The organism is Streptomyces sp. NPDC015532 (assembly GCF_043078065.1).
GTDB lineage: Bacteria > Actinomycetota > Actinomycetes > Streptomycetales > Streptomycetaceae > Streptomyces.
Genome location: NZ_JBIBSY010000005.1, coordinates 570536 through 587743, shown reverse-complemented (window position 1 = coordinate 587743; position 17208 = coordinate 570536). Strand labels below are relative to the sequence as shown.

18 protein-coding genes are annotated in these 17208 nt (G+C 70.9%); 10 read left to right on the top strand and 8 right to left on the bottom strand.

Annotated elements, in window-relative coordinates; translation table 11 throughout:
• The first annotated feature begins 447 nt into the window (after positions 1-447).
• The 5 genes from acs to ACF07B_RS20195 all read left to right on the top strand — a co-directional run bounded on the left by acs (position 448) and on the right by ACF07B_RS20195 (position 5997).
• On the top strand, positions 448-2448 hold the full coding sequence (acs, locus tag ACF07B_RS20215) for an acetate--CoA ligase (RefSeq protein WP_392179875.1): 2001 nt from the start codon (positions 448-450) through the stop codon (positions 2446-2448).
• A gap of 345 nt (positions 2449-2793) precedes the next feature.
• Positions 2794-4188, top strand: coding sequence for a Na+/H+ antiporter NhaA (gene nhaA, locus ACF07B_RS20210; RefSeq protein WP_392179874.1), 1395 nt, complete (start codon positions 2794-2796; stop codon positions 4186-4188).
• 43 nt (positions 4189-4231) lie between these two features.
• Entirely contained in the window at positions 4232-4708 is a 477-nt protein-coding gene (locus ACF07B_RS20205) for a phage holin family protein (protein WP_362395658.1), read from the top strand.
• Positions 4705-5655, top strand: a complete 951-nt coding sequence (locus ACF07B_RS20200; protein WP_369480988.1) for an alpha/beta fold hydrolase — start codon at positions 4705-4707, stop codon at positions 5653-5655. The genes ACF07B_RS20205 and ACF07B_RS20200 overlap by 4 nt, the downstream gene beginning before the upstream one ends.
• 162 nt (positions 5656-5817) lie before the next feature.
• Positions 5818-5997, top strand: coding sequence for a hypothetical protein (locus tag ACF07B_RS20195; RefSeq protein WP_362395653.1), 180 nt, complete (start codon positions 5818-5820; stop codon positions 5995-5997).
• Between the two features lie 65 nt (positions 5998-6062).
• On the opposite strand, the gene ACF07B_RS20190 is transcribed toward ACF07B_RS20195, so the two are convergent.
• From ACF07B_RS20190 to nth, 3 genes are read right to left on the bottom strand one after another with little or no spacing between them, the layout of a single operon-like run.
• Positions 6063-7262, bottom strand: coding sequence for a MarP family serine protease (locus ACF07B_RS20190; protein WP_392179873.1), 1200 nt, complete (start codon positions 7260-7262; stop codon positions 6063-6065).
• Between the two features lie 13 nt (positions 7263-7275).
• Positions 7276-7986 carry an NUDIX hydrolase gene (locus ACF07B_RS20185; protein ID WP_392179891.1) on the bottom strand — a complete coding sequence of 237 codons (711 nt, stop codon included), beginning with the start codon at positions 7984-7986 and terminating at the stop codon, positions 7276-7278.
• A gap of 52 nt (positions 7987-8038) precedes the next feature.
• Positions 8039-8953: an endonuclease III gene (nth, locus tag ACF07B_RS20180; RefSeq protein ID WP_392179872.1), complete on the bottom strand. Its 915-nt coding sequence runs from the start codon at positions 8951-8953 to the stop codon at positions 8039-8041.
• Between nth and ACF07B_RS20175 the strand changes: the two genes are divergently transcribed.
• The 3 genes from ACF07B_RS20175 to ACF07B_RS20165 all read left to right on the top strand — a co-directional run bounded on the left by ACF07B_RS20175 (position 8937) and on the right by ACF07B_RS20165 (position 11143).
• On the top strand, positions 8937-9317 hold the full coding sequence (locus tag ACF07B_RS20175; protein WP_392179871.1) for a hypothetical protein: 381 nt from the start codon (positions 8937-8939) through the stop codon (positions 9315-9317). The genes nth and ACF07B_RS20175 overlap by 17 nt on opposite strands.
• 195 nt (positions 9318-9512) lie before the next feature.
• Positions 9513-10187, top strand: a complete 675-nt coding sequence (locus ACF07B_RS20170) for a Crp/Fnr family transcriptional regulator (protein WP_006382668.1) — start codon at positions 9513-9515, stop codon at positions 10185-10187.
• A 137-nt stretch (positions 10188-10324) separates the two neighbouring features.
• On the top strand, positions 10325-11143 hold the full coding sequence (locus ACF07B_RS20165) for a nucleotidyltransferase (protein WP_392179870.1): 819 nt from the start codon (positions 10325-10327) through the stop codon (positions 11141-11143).
• Between the two features lie 64 nt (positions 11144-11207).
• On the opposite strand, the gene ACF07B_RS20160 is transcribed toward ACF07B_RS20165, so the two are convergent.
• The 4 genes from ACF07B_RS20160 to ACF07B_RS20145 form a co-directional block, all read right to left on the bottom strand.
• Positions 11208-12038, bottom strand: coding sequence for an MBL fold metallo-hydrolase (locus ACF07B_RS20160; protein ID WP_369480991.1), 831 nt, complete (start codon positions 12036-12038; stop codon positions 11208-11210).
• The gene (locus ACF07B_RS20155; RefSeq protein WP_392179869.1) at positions 12035-12904 is read right to left on the bottom strand and encodes an NUDIX hydrolase; all 870 of its coding nucleotides are present in this window, start codon (positions 12902-12904) and stop codon (positions 12035-12037) included. Before ACF07B_RS20155 ends, ACF07B_RS20160 begins: the two co-directional genes overlap by 4 nt.
• 386 nt (positions 12905-13290) lie before the next feature.
• Positions 13291-13761 carry a RidA family protein gene (locus ACF07B_RS20150; protein ID WP_326786491.1) on the bottom strand — a complete coding sequence of 157 codons (471 nt, stop codon included), beginning with the start codon at positions 13759-13761 and terminating at the stop codon, positions 13291-13293.
• Positions 13758-13919 carry a DUF4177 domain-containing protein gene (locus ACF07B_RS20145; protein WP_261704751.1) on the bottom strand — a complete coding sequence of 54 codons (162 nt, stop codon included), beginning with the start codon at positions 13917-13919 and terminating at the stop codon, positions 13758-13760. Before ACF07B_RS20145 ends, ACF07B_RS20150 begins: the two co-directional genes overlap by 4 nt.
• A 115-nt stretch (positions 13920-14034) precedes the next feature.
• Between ACF07B_RS20145 and ACF07B_RS20140 the strand changes: the two genes are divergently transcribed.
• Positions 14035-15012, top strand: a complete 978-nt coding sequence (locus ACF07B_RS20140; protein WP_392179868.1) for an ArsA-related P-loop ATPase — start codon at positions 14035-14037, stop codon at positions 15010-15012.
• Positions 15009-16475, top strand: coding sequence for an ArsA family ATPase (locus ACF07B_RS20135; RefSeq protein ID WP_392179867.1), 1467 nt, complete (start codon positions 15009-15011; stop codon positions 16473-16475). The genes ACF07B_RS20140 and ACF07B_RS20135 overlap by 4 nt, the downstream gene beginning before the upstream one ends.
• Positions 16476-16641: 166 nt before the next feature.
• Here the strand turns inward: ACF07B_RS20135 and wblA are convergent, their stop codons facing one another.
• Positions 16642-16980: a transcriptional regulator WblA gene (gene wblA, locus ACF07B_RS20130; protein ID WP_028799159.1), complete on the bottom strand. Its 339-nt coding sequence runs from the start codon at positions 16978-16980 to the stop codon at positions 16642-16644.
• Positions 16981-17208: the final 228 nt, after the last annotated feature.

Sequence of the window (17208 nt, the reverse complement as noted above, 5' to 3'; positions counted from 1 at the left end):
GCTTGTCTCACGGGGGGGGTTTTTCACTCTGCGGGGGGAGGGCTTCTTTTGGGCAGTCCGCGGGTGGGGGGGGGGGGGGGGGGCCCCGGGGGGGGGCCCCCCCCCACCACGTACGGCGTCCGCTGCCGGCGCTCCGGCCCCGGTCGCGGGGCGGGGCCGGAGCGCCGACATGCCTGGCCGAGGAAATCGAGGCGCCAGGCCGAGGACGGGTGGGGAAGGGACCGGGGCGCCGGGTGGGCCAGGTGCCCCCGAATGAACCGGGTGGCCGGTACGTGCGTGCCACAAGGGGGCAGACTCGTGCGGACCCGAGTGGTCGCGAGAGGAACAGCGGGCCGTTTCGCGGGGCGTGGGTGCGCCGTGTGGACGGGAAGCTCGGGCCAGCGGCCGGGATAGGTCTAAACCAATTCCAGGTCGGCCCTTGTCACCGGGCCCCTGGTCTGATGAGCTGTGGCCTGGGACACAACGGACACCCTGGGAAAGGGAGATGTCGTGAGCAACGAAAGCCTGGCCAACCTGCTGAAGGAAGAGCGCAGGTTCGCGCCGCCCGCCGACCTGGCGGCGAACGCCAATGTCACCGCGGAGGCGTATGAGCAGGCCAAGGCTGACAGGCTCGGCTTCTGGGCCGAGCAGGCACGTCGGCTGACCTGGGCCACCGAGCCGACCGAGACGCTGGACTGGTCCAATCCGCCGTTCGCGAAGTGGTTCGCCGACGGCAAACTGAACGTCGCGTACAACTGCGTGGACCGGCATGTCGAGGCCGGGAACGGTGACCGCGTCGCCATCCACTTCGAGGGTGAGCCGGGCGACAGCCGGGCCATCACCTACGCCGAGCTCAAGGACGAGGTGTCGCGGGCCGCGAACGCCCTCACCGAGCTGGGTATCGACAAGGGCGACCGGGTCGCCGTCTACCTGCCGATGATCCCCGAGGCCGTCGTCGCGATGCTGGCCTGCGCCCGTATCGGCGCCGCGCACTCGGTGGTGTTCGGCGGGTTCTCCGCCGACGCGATCGCCACCCGCATCCAGGACGCCGACGCCAAGCTGGTCATCACCGCCGACGGCGGTTACCGGCGCGGAAAGCCGTCCGCGCTGAAGCCCGCCGTCGACGACGCCGTGAGCCGGGTCGACGGGGTCGACAAGGTGCTGGTCGTGCGCCGCACCGGCGAGGACGTCGCCTGGACCGAGGGCCGCGATGTGTGGTGGCACGACATCGTCGGACGGCAGTCGGCCGAGCACACGCCGGAGGCGTTCGACGCCGAGCAGCCGCTGTTCATCCTCTACACGTCCGGGACCACCGGGAAGCCGAAGGGCATCCTGCACACCTCGGGCGGCTACCTGACGCAGGCCTCGTACACGCACCACGCCGTCTTCGACCTCAAGCCGGAGACCGACGTGTACTGGTGCACGGCCGACGTCGGCTGGGTCACCGGGCACTCGTACATCACGTACGGACCGCTCTCGAACGGCGCGACGCAGGTCATGTACGAGGGAACGCCGGACACTCCGCACCAGGGGCGGTTCTGGGAGATCGTGCAGAAGTACGGGGTGACGATCCTGTACACGGCACCCACGGCCATCCGTACGTTCATGAAGTGGGGCGACGACATCCCCGCGAAGTTCGACCTGTCCTCGCTGCGGGTGCTCGGGTCGGTCGGCGAGCCGATCAACCCCGAGGCGTGGATCTGGTATCGCAAGCACATCGGCGGGGATCGTACGCCGATCGTGGACACCTGGTGGCAGACCGAGACCGGCGCGATGATGATCTCGCCGCTGCCCGGGGTCACCGAGACGAAGCCGGGCTCCGCACAGCGCGCCCTGCCCGGCATCGCGGCGACGGTGGTCGACGACGAGGCGAACGAGGTGCCCGACGGCGGTGGCGGCTACCTCGTGCTGACCGAGCCGTGGCCGTCGATGCTGCGCACGATCTGGGGTGACGACCAGCGGTTCCTCGACACGTACTGGTCGCGCTTCGAGGGCAAGTACTTCGCCGGGGACGGGGCCAAGAAGGACGAGGACGGCGACATCTGGCTGCTCGGGCGCGTCGACGACGTGATGCTCGTGTCCGGGCACAACATCTCGACGACCGAGGTCGAGTCGGCCCTCGTCTCCCACCCGGCGGTCGCCGAGGCGGCGGTCGTGGGTGCGGCGGACGAGACGACGGGGCAGGCGATCGTGGCCTTCGTCATCCTGCGCGGGACCGCCTCCGCCGAGGATGCCGGGCTGGTCGCGGACCTGCGCAACCACGTGGGCACCACGCTCGGTCCGATCGCCAAGCCGAAGCGGGTCCTGCCGGTGGCGGAGCTGCCGAAGACCCGGTCCGGGAAGATCATGCGCCGGCTGCTGCGCGACGTGGCCGAGAACCGCGAGCTCGGTGACGTCACGACGCTCACCGACTCCACGGTGATGGATCTGATCCAGGAGAAGCTGCCGGCCGCGCCCAGCGAGGACTGAGGCGGGCCCACCCCGCCGGCCCGGCCCTGAGGGGTGGGGGGGGGGGGGGGGGGGGGGGGGCCCCCCCCCCCCCCCCCCCCCCACCCCTCACGCATTTCCCCGCACCCCCGCCGATCCTCGCGGCCCCCGACCCCCGGCCCCTGATCAGCGCAGTCCCGTTCCCCATCGGCCCATCCAGCGGGCCCCGCGCCCGGTTCGGCCGTACCGTGAAGATCCCCCACCGAGCCGGCCGCATCGTGGGTAAGGTAAGCAAAGCGTCAAAGACGCGACAAGATCGTTCATGGTGTGCCGGGAAGTCTGGTCGGCGAGTGCTCCGTCCTGCCTGCTCGACCGGAGGTTCTCCCCGTGGCCGCGCCCCCCACCACCACCCGCAAGTTCTTCGGCCGACTGTCCCTGCCCGAACGGAACTTCGTGGCGGACGCGCTGCGCACCGAGACGGTGGGCGGCGTGCTCCTGCTGATCGCGGCGGTCGCGGCACTGATCTGGGCGAACACCCTGCCGCACAGCTACGAGACCGTCTCGCACTACCACTTCGGACCGGCCGCCCTCGGGCTCGATCTCTCCGTGGAGCACTGGGCGGCCGACGGACTGCTCGCCGTCTTCTTCTTCGTCGCCGGCATCGAGCTGAAGCGCGAGCTCGTGGCCGGGGACCTGCGGGATCCGAAGGCCGCGGTCCTGCCCGTGGTCGCCGCGGTCTGCGGCATGGCCGTGCCCGCGGTCGTCTACGTCCTGACCAACATCGTCGGCGACGGCTCGCTCAAGGGATGGGCCGTCCCCACCGCCACCGACATCGCCTTCGCGCTCGCCGTGCTCGCCGTCATCGGCACGTCGCTGCCGTCCGCCCTGCGCGCCTTCCTGCTCACCCTCGCCGTCGTCGACGACCTGTTCGCGATCCTGATCATCGCGTTCTTCTTCACCGACACCATCAACTTCGCGGCGCTCGCGGGGGCCTTCGTGGGCCTCGGCCTCTTCTGGCTGCTGCTGCGCAAGGAGGTGCGCGGCTGGTACGTGTACGTGCCGCTCGCCCTGGTCGTCTGGGCCCTGATGTACAACAGCGGCATCCACGCCACCATCGCCGGTGTCGCCATGGGCCTGATGCTGCGCTGCCATCCACGCGAAGGCGAGGAGCACTCCCCCGGCGAGCACATCGAACACCTGGTGCGCCCGGTGTCGGCGGGACTCGCCGTGCCGCTGTTCGCCCTGTTCAGCGCCGGCGTCGCGGTATCTGGCGGCGCGATCCACGACGTGTTCACCCGGCCCGAGACGCTCGGCGTGGTGCTCGGACTCGTCATCGGCAAGGGCGTCGGCATCTTCGGCGGTACGTGGCTGACGGCCCGGTTCACCCGGGCCTCGCTCAGCGACGACCTGGAATGGGCCGACGTCGCCGCCGTCGCCACCCTCGCCGGCATCGGCTTCACCGTCTCCCTGCTCATCGGCGAGCTCGCCTTCGAAGGCGATACGAACCTCACCGACGAGACCAAGGCCGCCGTCCTGATCGGCTCGTTCATCGCGGCCGTACTCGCCACGGCGCTGCTGAAGATACGCAACGCCAAGTACCGCTCGCTGTGCGAGGCCGAGGAGCGCGACGAGGACCACGACGGCATCCCCGACATCTACGAGCAGGACAAGCCGGCGTACCACCTGCGCATGGCCGCGATCTACGAACGGAAGGCCGCGGAACACCGCAGGCTTGCCGAAGTGGCGGGTGGGGCAAGCGAGGGGGACGACGGTCCGGCATGATCTGACAGGACCGTACAAACACATGCAGAAGAGGGAGATCGCGATGAGCGCACCCGACGGGAGCCCGGTCGGTGCCGAACGCAGCATCGGCCAGTTGGTCGCCGCGGCGACGACCGAGATGTCCGCGCTGGTGCACGACGAGATCGCGCTGGCGAAGGCGCAGCTCAAGCAGGACGTCAAGCGCGGTGCGGTCAGCGGCGGCGCGTTCTCGGCCGCCGGCATGACCCTGATCTTCTCCCTGCCGATGCTCAGCTTCGCCCTCGCGTACGGCATCCGCACCTGGAGCCACTGGAATCTCGCGATCTGCTTCCTGCTGTCGTTCGCGGCGAACGTGCTGGTCGCGGCCGTGCTCGCGCTGATCGGCGTGATCTTCGCGAAGAAGGTCAAGAAGAGCCAGGGCCCGCAGAAGGTGGCCGCCTCCGTGAAGGAGACGGCGGGTGTTCTGCCGAACGCCAAGCCGCACCCCCGGCCCGAGCCGGTCGAGGACGCCGTCAAGGCTGTGGCACGCTCATCCTCATGACGGACCCCGCCACACCTTCGGCGCAACCCACCTCGGTCGTACGGATCGACCTTCCCGGCGGCCGCAAAGTCACGCACCGGGACGTAGCCGCCAACGGCGCGCGCTTCCACATCGCCGAGCTCGGCGACGGGCCGCTCGTCCTGCTGCTGCACGGCTTCCCGCAGTTCTGGTGGACCTGGCGGCACCAGCTCGCCGCGCTCGCCGACGCCGGGTTCCGGGCCGTCGCCATGGACCTGCGGGGCGTCGGGGGCAGCGACCGCACCCCGCGCGGCTACGACCCCGCCAACCTCGCTCTCGACATCACCGGGGTCGTACGCTCCCTCGGCGAGCCCGACGCCGCTCTCGTCGGACACGACCTCGGCGGCTATCTCGCGTGGACGGCGGCCGCCATGCGGCCCAAGCTCGTCCGCCGGCTCGCGGTGTCCTCCATGCCGCATCCGCGGCGCTGGCGTTCCGCGATGCTCTCCGACATCAGGCAGACGACGGCCGGCTCGTACATCTGGGGGTTCCAGCGCCCCTGGATCCCCGAACGCCAACTCCTCGCCGACGACGCCGCCCTGGTGGGCCGTCTGGTGAGCGACTGGTCGGGGCCCCGGCAGCCGGACGAGGACACCCTGGAGACGTACCGCAGGGCCATGCGCATCCCGTCGACCGCGCACTGCTCCATCGAGCCCTACCGGTGGATGGTGCGGTCCATGGCGCGCCCGGACGGCATCCAGTTCAACCGGCGCATGAAGCCGCCGGTGCGGGTGCCGACCCTGCATCTGCACGGCTCACTCGATCCCGTGATGCGCACGCGCAGCGCGGCGGGCTCGGGGGAGTACGTCGAAGCGCCGTACCGCTGGCGGCTGTTCGACGGTCTCGGCCACTTCCCGCACGAAGAGGATCCGGTCGCTTTCTCCACCGAACTGATCAACTGGCTGAAGGATCCGGAACCCGATCGGTGACACCTCGGTCACCCCGGCGTGACCGCGCGAACGCGCCCGGTGTCGCGTCCGGAAAGGGGACGGCGAACACGTGTCCTCCGAACGGCCACTTGCCTGGCGCATAGGCCAATTGAGGGGCCGGGGCGAGGTTATCGACCTTGGCGCAGGGGCAGACGTCGGGGTATGGGCTGGACGCACGACTACAGTGACGCACCACGCAATCGCCGCTCGGCCTCGGGTCTGAGCTCTCGTCAGGGGGGCGCCCCGCAATTGACGGGCACGGATCCGCGTGTGGGGATTCCGCACATTCTGCGCCGCCGGGCTCGCTGGGTCTCCGTGCGGCTGCGCCATCCCCGCGGCTGAGGACCTGCCCACCGGTCAGAACGGGCAGCCGTCGCCGCACACACCGCCGAGGTCTCTCCCGCCGGTCAGAGCGCGCAGCTGTCGCTGTCCACCTGCTGGTTGGCCGTACGCCCCTTGGCGATGTCCTGCCGGATCTCGTCCGCGGTGAGCGCGTAACCGGTCTCGGCGTCGTCGAGCGACTTCGCGAAGACCACGCCGTACACCTTGCCCTCGGGTGTCAGCAGCGGTCCCCCGGAGTTGCCCTGACGGACCGTCGCGTAGAGCGAGTAGACGTCGCGGCGCACCGTCTTGCGGTGGTAGATGTCCGGGCCGGTGGCCGTGATGCGGCCCCGCACGCGCGCGGGCTGGACGTTGTACGAGCCGTTCTGCGGGAACCCGGCGACGATCGCGCTGTCGCCGCTGGTCGCGTCCTGGGTGCTGAACCGCAGCGCGGGCGCCTTCAGATTCGGTACGTCCAGTACGGCGATGTCGCGCTCCCAGTCGTACAGGACGACCGTGGCGTCGTACTTCTTGCCCTGGCCGCCTATCTGGACGGTGGGTTCGTCGACTCCGCCGACCACGTGCGCGTTGGTCATCACGCGGCGGTCGCCGAAGACGAAACCGGTGCCTTCGAGGACCTTGCCGCAACTCTGGGCGGTGCCCATGACCTTGACGATGGAGTTCTGCGAGCGGATGGCGACGGGGCCGGCGGCGAGCTGGGGGTCGGGCGGCCGGACCTCGGTGATGGGTTCGTTGGCGAACGGGCTGAAGACCTGCGGGAAGCCGTTCTGCGCGAGGACCGAGGAGAAGTCGGCGAACCAGGTGTTGGCCTGGGCGGGCAGCGCGCGGGAGACCCCGAGCAGCACCTTGGAGCTGCGGACCTCCTTGCCGAGCGTCGGCAGCGTCGTGCCGGCGAGCGCGGAGCCGATCAGCCAGGCGACGAGCAGCATCGCCACGACGTTCACCAGGGCGCCGCCGGTCGCGTCCAGGGCTCTGGCGGGGGACCAGGTGATGTGCCGGCGGAGCTTGTTGCCGAGGTGGGTGGTGAGGGCCTGGCCGACGGAGGCACAGACGATCACGACGACCACGGCGACGACGGCGGCGGTCGTACTCACCTTGCTGTCGTCGGTCGTCCAGCTCCAGACGACCGGGAGCAGGTAGACGGCGACGAGACCGCCGCCCAGGAAGCCGATCACCGACAGGATGCCGACGACGAAGCCCTGGCGATAGCCCACGATCGCGAACCACACGGCAGCGACCAGCAACAGGATGTCCAGCACATTCACGAAGGTCACCTTGTCACGCGCGCCAGTCGAGCGGGACCTGCTTCTCGCGGTCCCACGGACGCTCCCAGCCCGCGAAGTGCAGGATCTTGTCGATCACTCCGGCGGTAAAACCCCAGACCAGTGCCGATTCGACCAGAAATGCCGGGCCCCGGTGACCACTGGGGTGGACGGTGGTCGCGCGATTGGCGGGATCCGTGAGATCCACCACGGGAACGGTGAAGACCCGGGCCGTCTCGCCCGGGTCGACGACGCCGACCGGCGTCGGGCGGTGCCACCAGCCGAGGACGGGAGCGACCACGAATCGGCTGACCGGGATGTACAGCTTGGGCAGGACCCCGAAGAGCTGGACGCCGCTCGGATCGAGGCCGGTCTCCTCCTCGGCCTCGCGCAGGGCGGCGTTCAGCGGCCCGTCGGTCCTCGGGTCGCCGTCCTCGGGATCGAGGGCGCCACCGGGGAAGGACGGCTGCCCGGCGTGCGACCTGAGGGTGCCCGCCCGTTCCATGAGCAACAGCTCGGGACCACGCGGGCCCTCGCCGAAGAGGATGAGCACCGCGGACTGGCGGCCCGCGCCGTTCGCCGGCGGCAGGAAACGGCTCAGCTGGAGCGGCTCCACGGTCTCCGCGACCCGCACGACCGGGTCCAGCCAGCCGGGCAGGCCGTCCTTGCTGAGCACCGGCCCGCCCTGCGCGTCGCTCGTGTTCCGCGTGTTGCCCGCGCGCTTCATCGCCACCCCCGTTCTGCTGTTCCCAACGCCCGCCGGGACCGTGTTCGTTCCGTCATCCGGCGCCCAGCGGGGGTGCGGGCCGGCCGCCCGCGTCCAAGTAGGCCTGCGGGGGGTTGAGCCGCTGTCCGGGGAAGCCGCCCTTCTCGTACTTCAGGAGCTTCTTCGCCTTCTCGGGGTCCGTCTCGCCCTCCCCGTACGCCGGGCAGAGGGGGGCGATGGGGCAGGCGCCACAGGCGGGCTTGCGGGCGTGGCAGATGCGGCGGCCGTGGAAGATCACGTGGTGCGACAGCATCGTCCACTCGCTCTTCGGGAAGAGCCCGCCGACGGCCTTCTCGATCTTGTCCGGGTCGGTCTCCTCGGTCCACCGCCAGCGCCGCACGAGTCGCTGGAAATGGGTGTCGACGGTGATCCCGGGCCGCCCGAAGGCGTTGCCGAGCACGACGAAGGCGGTCTTGCGGCCCACTCCGGGCAGTTTCACGAGGTCTTCGAGGCGTCCGGGCACCTCGCCCCCGAAGTCGTCCCTCAGGGCCCTGGAGAGCCCTATGACGGATTTGGTCTTGGCCCGGAAGAACCCGGTCGGGCGCAGGATCTCCTCGACCTCCTCCGGGTTGGCCTCGGCGAGGTCCTCGGGGGTGGGGTACCTGGCGAACAGCGCCGGCGTCGTCTGGTTCACCCGAAGGTCGGTGGTCTGAGCGGACAGGACCGTGGCGACGACGAGCTGGAAGGGGTTCTCGAAGTCCAGCTCCGGGTGGGCGTACGGGTACACCTCGGCGAGTTCGCGGTTGATACGGCGGGCCCGGCGGACGAGGGCGGTGCGCGACTCGTTCCGCGTCGGCACGGGGGCGGCAATCGCCGCCTTCTTGGACGCGGCCTCACTGGGCGACGCCTTCTTGGACACGCCCTCGCCGGGCGACGCCTTCTTGGAGACGGTCTCGCCGGACGACGTCTTCTTGGACGCGGCGCTCACCCGAACGGCCTTCTTCGAGGCAGCCCTCACCGGAACGGCCTTCTTCGAGGCGGATTTCCCGGGGGCCGTCCCTCCGGAGGCCGCCTCGGCCGGTGTCGCCTTCCTGTCGGGCGTTCTCGCGGCTGTCACCTTCTTGGCGGTCCGAGGCGCCGCCTTCTTCGCGCTCTTCCCGCCGGCGGTCGTTGATGCCGCCTTCGACGCCGCCCTCGGCACCGCCTTCACCGGCGCCGACTTTGTCGCTTTCGCCTGTTCTTCGGTTCCGTCGGGGCCCTGTTCGCCCACAGCGGAATCGCGACGTACACCCACCCGTCCAGCCCCCTTGGCCTGTGCTCTCACCGGCGATTTGGACACCCGGCCAGCCTAAAGCCCGGCACCGACATCCGCCCCGGACCTCGAAGATCGGCCCCCAATTGGCCCCCTGCCGCACTCGCCGGGACGCCGGTGCGGCAGACTTGTGACTGATCACACTGTTTGGACCGTCCGGCAAGATGGGGAACACGGTCCCCTGGTACCAAGGGGGAGCAAGGTTCCCCTGAGCAGGTCGACAAGGAGAGAACTCGTGGACGACGTTCTGCGGCGCGCCCCGCTCTTCGCGGCGCTCGATGACGAGCAGGCCGCGGAGCTCCGCGCCTCCATGAGTGAGGTGACCCTCGCGCGAGGCGACGCCCTCTTCCATGAAGGCGACCCCGGCGACCGCCTCTATGTGGTCACCGAGGGCAAGGTGAAGCTCCACCGCACCTCCCCCGACGGGCGCGAGAACATGCTCGCCGTCCTCGGCCCCGGGGAGCTGATCGGCGAACTGTCGCTGTTCGACCCGGGCCCGCGCACGGCGACCGCCACCGCGCTCACCGAGGTCAAGCTGCTCGGCCTCGGCCACGGCGACCTCCAGCCCTGGCTGAACGCCCGCCCCGAGGTGGCCGCCGCCCTGCTGCGCGCCGTCGCCCGGCGCCTGCGCAAGACCAACGACCAGATGTCCGACCTGGTCTTCTCCGACGTGCCCGGCCGTGTCGCGCGCGCCCTGCTCGACCTGTCGCGCCGCTTCGGTGTGCAGTCCGAAGAGGGCATCCACGTGGTGCACGACCTCACGCAGGAGGAACTGGCCCAGCTGGTCGGCGCCTCCCGCGAGACCGTCAACAAGGCGCTCGCGGACTTCGCGGGCCGCGGCTGGCTCCGCCTGGAGGCCCGCGCGGTGATCCTCCTGGACGTGGAGCGGCTCGCCAAGCGTTCACGCTGACGCTTTTGGCCGTACGTCGACGGGGTCCCGCCTTCTTCCGAGGCGGGACCCCGTCTTCGTCCTTCCGAGGCGGGACCCCGTCTTCGTCCCCCGTAAATGACCTGCGCCGCGGCAGCCCCTCCCCGCACAGTGGGCTCATGGCCGCACAAGAGCAGCGCAGAGGGCTCGACGCCCAGGGGTTCATCGAGCGCGAGGGATCACTCGCGCGCGTCCCGTACGCCTTCAGGGCCGTCGTCGCCGCGGCCCGTGACCGGATCCAGGACACCTTCGGGGCCCGGCTGGACAGCGCGTACCTCTACGGCTCGATCCCCCGCGGCACCGCGCGCGTGGGACGCTCCGATCTCGACCTGCTGCTGTCGCTGCGCGATGAGCCGGCCGACACCGACCACTCCGACGCCCGCGCTCTCGAAGGGGCGCTCGACAAGGAGTTCGCCGAGATCGACGGCGTGGGAACGCTGCTGTTCAGCCGTACACGGCTGCTGAGCGACCTGGAGACCCACGACCTCGGCTGGTTCGTCGCCTGCCTGTGCACCCCCCTCCTGGGCGAGGACCTGGCCGGGCACCTGCCGCGCTACCGCCCCGACACGCTGCTGGCCCGTGAGACGAACGGCGACCTCGCCCTGCTGCTGCCGCGCTGGCGCGAGCGGATCGCCGCGGCCGCGGACACCGACGACGCCAGGCGCCCGCTGGTCCGCTCGATGTCCCGGCACCTCGTGCGCACCGGCTTCACGCTCGTCATGCCGCGCTGGAACGGCTGGACCAGCGACCTCGGGGAGATGGCCGAGGCGTTCGGCGCGTACTACCCGGAGCGGGCCGCCGACATGCGCGACGCGGCCGTACGCGGATACGAGCCGACCGGCGGCCCTGCCGTGCTCCGCTCGTACGCGGACGATCTGGGGCCCTGGCTGGCCGCGGAGTACGCGCGCGTGCACGGCGTCAAGGCGCCCCGCCCCTGAAGGCTTCCCCAGAACCGCGGAAAACGGCTCCAGGGACACACAGGCCGCCAGGGACACACAGCGCCTAGATGAGCCCGTGCTCCCGCAGGTAGTCCATCTGGGCCCGCACCGACAGCTCGGCCGCGGGCCACAACGACCGGTCCACGTCCACGTAGACGTGGGCGACGACCTCCTCGGGCGACCGGAGGCCGTTCTCGACGGCGGTCTCGACCTGGGCGAGCCGGTGGGCGCGGTGGGCCAGATAGAACTCGACCGCGCCCTGCGCGTCGTCGAGGACCGGTCCGTGACCGGGCAGGACGGTGTGGACGCCGTCGTCGACCGTCAGCGAGCGGAGGCGGCGCAGGGAGTCGAGATAGTCGCCCAGACGGCCGTCCGGGTGGGCCACCACGGTCGTCCCGCGCCCCAGGACGGTGTCCCCGGTCAGGACGGCCCGATCGGCCGGGAGATGGAAGCACAGCGAGTCGGCGGTGTGCCCGGGGGTCGGCACGACACGCAGTTCGAGTCCGCCGAGGCTGATCACGTCTCCCGCGGCCAGCCCTTCGTCCCCGAGCCGCAGCGCGGGGTCCAGGGCGCGGACGGCGGTCCCCGACAGCGCGGCGAAGCGCGACGCTCCCTCCGCGTGGTCGGGATGCCCGTGCGTGAGCAGGGTCAGCGCGACGCGCTTTCCCGCCTTCTCGGCCGTGTCCAGCACCGTGCGCAGATGTACGTCGTCCAGAGGGCCCGGGTCGATGACGACCGCGAGCTCGGAGTCCGGCTCGGACACGATCCACGTGTTCGTGCCGTCCAGGGTCATCGCGGAGGCGTTGGGGGCGAGGACGTTCACCGCGCGCGCGGTGGCGGGGCCGGAGAGGACCGTTCCTCGTGGCTGGCCGGGGAGCGCCGCCGCGTCGGTCATGCGGACGCTCCGCCGGTCGAGATGTGCTTGGTGAACTCGTCGTGTCCGGGCCAGGAGAGGACGACCTCGCCGTCCTCCAGGCGCGCCTCGGCCAGGACCGGGGTCAGATCACGGGCGGCCGCGCCGGCGAGGGCGTCGGCGGACCTCTCGTACTCCACGATCCCGCGCAGGGTCGCGATGGTGGGCGGCATCATCAGCAGTTCGCCCTTGTCGTAGCCCGCCGCCGCGTCGGCGGGACGGATCCACACGGTGCGGTCGGCCTCGGTGGAGGCGTTCCGCGTGCGCTGGCCCTCCGGGAGGACGGCCACGAAGAACCACGTGTCGTAGCGGCGGGACTCGAACTCCGGAGTGATCCAGCGGGCCCAGGCCCCGAGCAGGTCCGAGCGGAGCACGAGCCCTCTGCGGTCGAGGAACTCCGCGAAGGACAGCTCCCTGGCGACCAGAGCCGCCCGGTCCGCCTCCCAGTCGTCCCCCGTGGTGTCACCGACCACGGTGTCCGGGCTTGGTCCGGCGAGCAGGACGCCCGCCTCCTCGTACGTCTCCCGTACGGCCGCGCACACGATGGCCTGGGCGGAGGTCTCGTCCACGCCGAGCCGCCGCGCCCACCACGCGCGCGTGGGACCCGCCCAGCGGATCTGCTGCTCGTCGTCGCGCGGGTCCACGCCGCCGCCCGGATACGCGTACGCGCCTCCGGCGAAGGCCATGGAGGCGCGTCGGCGCAGCATGTGGACCACGGGGCCGGCCTCACTGTCCTTGACCAGCATCACCGTGGCGGCGCGCCGCGGCGTGACCGGTGTCAGCGTGCCCTCGGCGAGCGCCCGAATCCGCTCCGGCCACTCCGCCGGAAACCATTGCCCATTCCCCATGGCCGGAGGCTATCCCGAGCCGGGCGGATGTTCGAGGCCTCACCGCCCCACAGGCGTTCTTTCGCCCCCTCCGCCCCTGCCCGACCCACCCTGGGGCTTCCGCCCCGAACCCCGCTCCTCAAACGCCGGAGGGGCTGGTTCTTGCCCCCGGGGCCAAAAAAGCGGCCCGGCCGGACCGGATCTCGCAGCCGCACCCGCACCCGCACCCGGGAACGCAGGAAGAGGAAGGGGCCGTGCCGGTACATCAGATGCCCGTCGCTCAGGTTCGGATCGAGCAGCGGTTCCCCAGGAAACCGGCGTCTGATCCAACGGCGACGGGCGGATGCACCGGCACGGCCCCGACCCACCCACCGGAGCGACACCGCACCCGGTGACACCCCGGAGGGCTACGCGTGTGTGAGCTCCACCTGGATCTCGACCTCGACCGGCGCGTCCAGCGGCAGGACGGCCACGCCGACCGCGCTCCGCGCGTGCACGCCCTTGTCGCCCAGTACGGCGCCCAGCAGCTCACTCGCGCCGTTCAGCACACCCGGCTGCCCGGTGAAGTCCGACGCCGAGGCCACGAATCCCACGACCTTGACGACACGCGCGATGCGATCGAGGTCGCCCACGACCGACTTCACGGCCGCCAGAGCGTTCAGCGCGCACGTACGGGCGAGTTCCTTGGCCTCCTCGGCCGTGACCTCCGCCCCCACCTTCCCGGTGACCGGAAGCTTCCCGTCCACCATCGGAAGCTGCCCCGCGGTGTACACGTACACGCCCGACTGCACCGCGGGCTGATACGCGGCCAGCGGCGGAACGACGCCCGGAAGGCTCAGTCCGAGTTCGGCGAGCTTCGCCTCGACAGCCCCGCTCACGCGGACTTCTCGCGCTTCAGGTAGGCCACGAGCTGCTCGGGGTTGTTGGGGCCGGGCACGACCTGGACCAGCTCCCAGCCGTCCTCGCCCCAGGTGTCCAGAATCTGCTTCGTGGCGTGGACGAGCAGCGGCACAGTGGAGTATTCCCATTTGGTCATGTGGCCGACTGTAGCCGTTGGCGACCACCCGTTCCCGCCCGAGCCACCCGCCGCCGGCACCACTTGTCCACAGCCTCCTGCTTACTCCGGCGGCGGACTGGTTAGGCTCGAATACGTGAGCAGGCTCCAGGTCGTCAGCGGCAAGGGCGGTACCGGCAAGACCACGGTGGCCGCGGCCCTCGCGCTCGCCCTCGCGACAGAGGGCAAGCGCGCCCTCCTCGTCGAGGTCGAGGGCAGACAGGGCATCGCGCAGCTCTTCGAGACAGAAGCGCTGCCCTACGAGGAGCGGAAGATCGCCGTCGCTCCAGGTGGCGGGGAGGTGTACGCCCTTGCCATCGACCCCGAACTGGCGCTGCTGGACTACCTCCAGATGTTCTACAAACTGGGCGGAGCCGGCCGGGCCCTCAAGAAACTGGGCGCGATCGACTTCGCGACCACCATCGCGCCCGGCCTGCGGGACGTCCTCCTGACCGGCAAGGCCTGCGAGGCGGTGCGGCGCAAGGAGAAGAGCGGCCGCTTCACGTACGACTATGTGGTGATGGACGCGCCGCCCACCGGCCGCATCACCCGCTTTCTGAACGTCAACGACGAGGTCGCCGGCCTCGCGAAGATCGGCCCGATACACAATCAGGCCCAGGCCGTCATGCGTGTCCTCAAGTCGCCGGAGACGGCGGTCCACTTGGTGACGCTGCTGGAGGAGATGCCCGTACAGGAGACCGCGGACGGGATCGCTGAGCTGCGCGCGGCGAAGCTTCCCGTGGGCCGGATCATCGTGACCATGGTGCGCCCGGCACTCCTCGACGGCGTCGACCTGGAGCTGGCGAAGGCGGCTCCCCGGTCGGCGATCGCCAAGTCGCTCTCCTCGGCCGGCCTCGGCGGCGCGCGTCGCGGCGGGCTCGCCGAGCGGCTGGTGGACCCGCTTCTCCAGCAGGCCGGGGAGTACGCGGAGCGGTACACGCTGGAGACCGAGCAGCGGAGCGTGCTGGTCGAGCAGGACCTGCCGTTGCACGAACTCCCGCTGCTCGCCGAGGGCCTGGACCTGGCGGGCCTGTACGAACTGGCCGCACTGCTGCGTAAGCAAGGGATGTCATGAGTCTGGACCCCGCCCGCGTCCTCGATCTCGACCCGCTGCTCGACGACCCGGAGACGCGCATCGTGGTGTGCTGCGGCTCCGGCGGCGTCGGCAAGACGACCACGGCGGCGGCTCTCGGGCTGCGGGCCGCGGAGCGCGGCCGCAAGGTGGTCGTGCTCACCATCGACCCCGCGCGCAGGCTGGCGCAGTCGATGGGCATCGACTCCCTGGACAACACTCCGCGCCGGGTGAAGGGCGTCGAGGGGAGCGGCGAGCTGCACGCCATGATGCTCGACATGAAGCGCACGTTCGACGAGATCGTCGAGGCGCACGCGGACGGAGACCGAGCGGCGGCCATCCTCGGCAACCCCTTCTACCAGTCGCTTTCGGCGGGCTTCGCGGGCACGCAGGAATACATGGCGATGGAGAAGCTGGGGCAGTTGCGGGCACGCGACGAGTGGGACCTGATCGTGGTCGACACGCCCCCGTCGCGCTCGGCGCTGGACTTCCTGGACGCCCCGAAGCGGCTCGGCTCGTTCCTCGACGGGCGGCTGATCCGGCTGCTGACGGCACCGGCGAAGCTGGGCGGCCGGGCGGGCATGAAGTTCCTGAACGTCGGGATGTCGATGATGACGGGCACCCTGGGCAAGCTGCTCGGGGGCCAGCTCCTCAAGGACGTGCAGACGTTCGTCGCGGCCATGGACACCACGTTCGGCGGTTTCCGTACCCGGGCCGACGCCACGTACAAGCTGCTCCAGGCGCCCGGCACCGCGTTCCTGGTGGTGGCGGCGCCCGAGCGGGACGCGCTGCGCGAGGCCGCGTACTTCGTGCAGCGGCTGGCCGCGGAGGAGATGCCGTTCGCCGGGCTGGTGCTCAACCGGGTGCACGGCAGCGGGGCCACCCAGCTGTCCGCCGAGCGGGCGCTCGCCGCCGCGGAGGATCTTGATTCCGGCGACGACCCCGCCGACGACTCCGCCGACTCCCCTGACCCGGAGAACCCGGAATCCACCGGGGAGCCCTCTGAGGCCGCTGCCGCGGAAAACCCTGAAGCCGGCACCGCGGAAAATCTTGCCGCGGCCCGCATTGTGGATCAGGCGGACGGGAAGGCTGGACTTCGTAACTCTCCCGGCACGTACGGCAGTTCAGAATCACCGGCTTCCGGCGCAGCAGCTCCCGACGAAGGCTCCCCCGCCATCACCGACAGGACGGCCGGCACGGACCACACCACCGCTACGGACAGGGCCGCTGCCACGGACCCCGAGCGATCCATCGACCAGCTCACCGCGGGCCTGTTGAGGCTGCACGCCGAGCGCATGCAGCTGCTCTCCCGCGAGCAGCGCACGCGTGACCGCTTCGCCTCGCGCCACCCGGAGGTGCCGGTGGCCGAAGTGGCCGCGCTGCCCGGCGACGTGCACGATCTCGCGGGGCTGCGGGACATCGGGAACCGGCTCGCGGCCCACCGGCCGGAGCTCCCCGAAAGCTGAGCGCGGCCCACCGGCCGAAACTCCCCCCGAAAGCCGAGTACGGAGACGCCGTAGGGGGCGTTTCAGCCCCTGCCCGGCCCCCACGACCACCGAGCGGGCCCGGGAAGGGCCCGCGCGGGCCTGAGGGGCCCGTGAGCGGCGTCCCGGCCGTGCCGGGCGGCTCCCCTCACCCCACCGCCGCGTAGCGCTCGTACACCTCTTCCTCGTCGAGAGGCAGCAGGCCCGCTCCGCGCTCGTACTCCGTACGCGCGGTCTCGAGCAGGCGACGCCACGAGGTGACGGTCGGCCGGCGGCGCAGCAATGCGCGGCGCTCACGCTCGGTCATGCCACCCCACACGCCGAATTCGACGCGGTTGTCGAGCGCGTCGGCGAGGCACTCCGTGCGAACCGGACATCCGGTACACACTGCCTTGGCCCTGTTCTGCGCTGCTCCTTGAACGAACAGTTCATCTGGATCGGTAGTGCGGCAGGCCGCCTGCGCACTCCAGTCGGTTACCCAGCCCATACCGGCGCCGTCCTCTCCCGAATCGAGGCTCCCCCACGGCGGCAGCGGCATATTCACCGCCGCCAGTTGAGGACGTTACGGAAGGTGGGCACAGCGCAACACCCCCTTCGGGCCCAATCTTGAATGGCCCGAACGGACTATGCGTAAGCGGCAGATCACCCGGGGGAGTGAGCCGAGGACATGCGCGACCATCCCGGCAAACCGGGACAGTTGGGTCGAGTCACAACG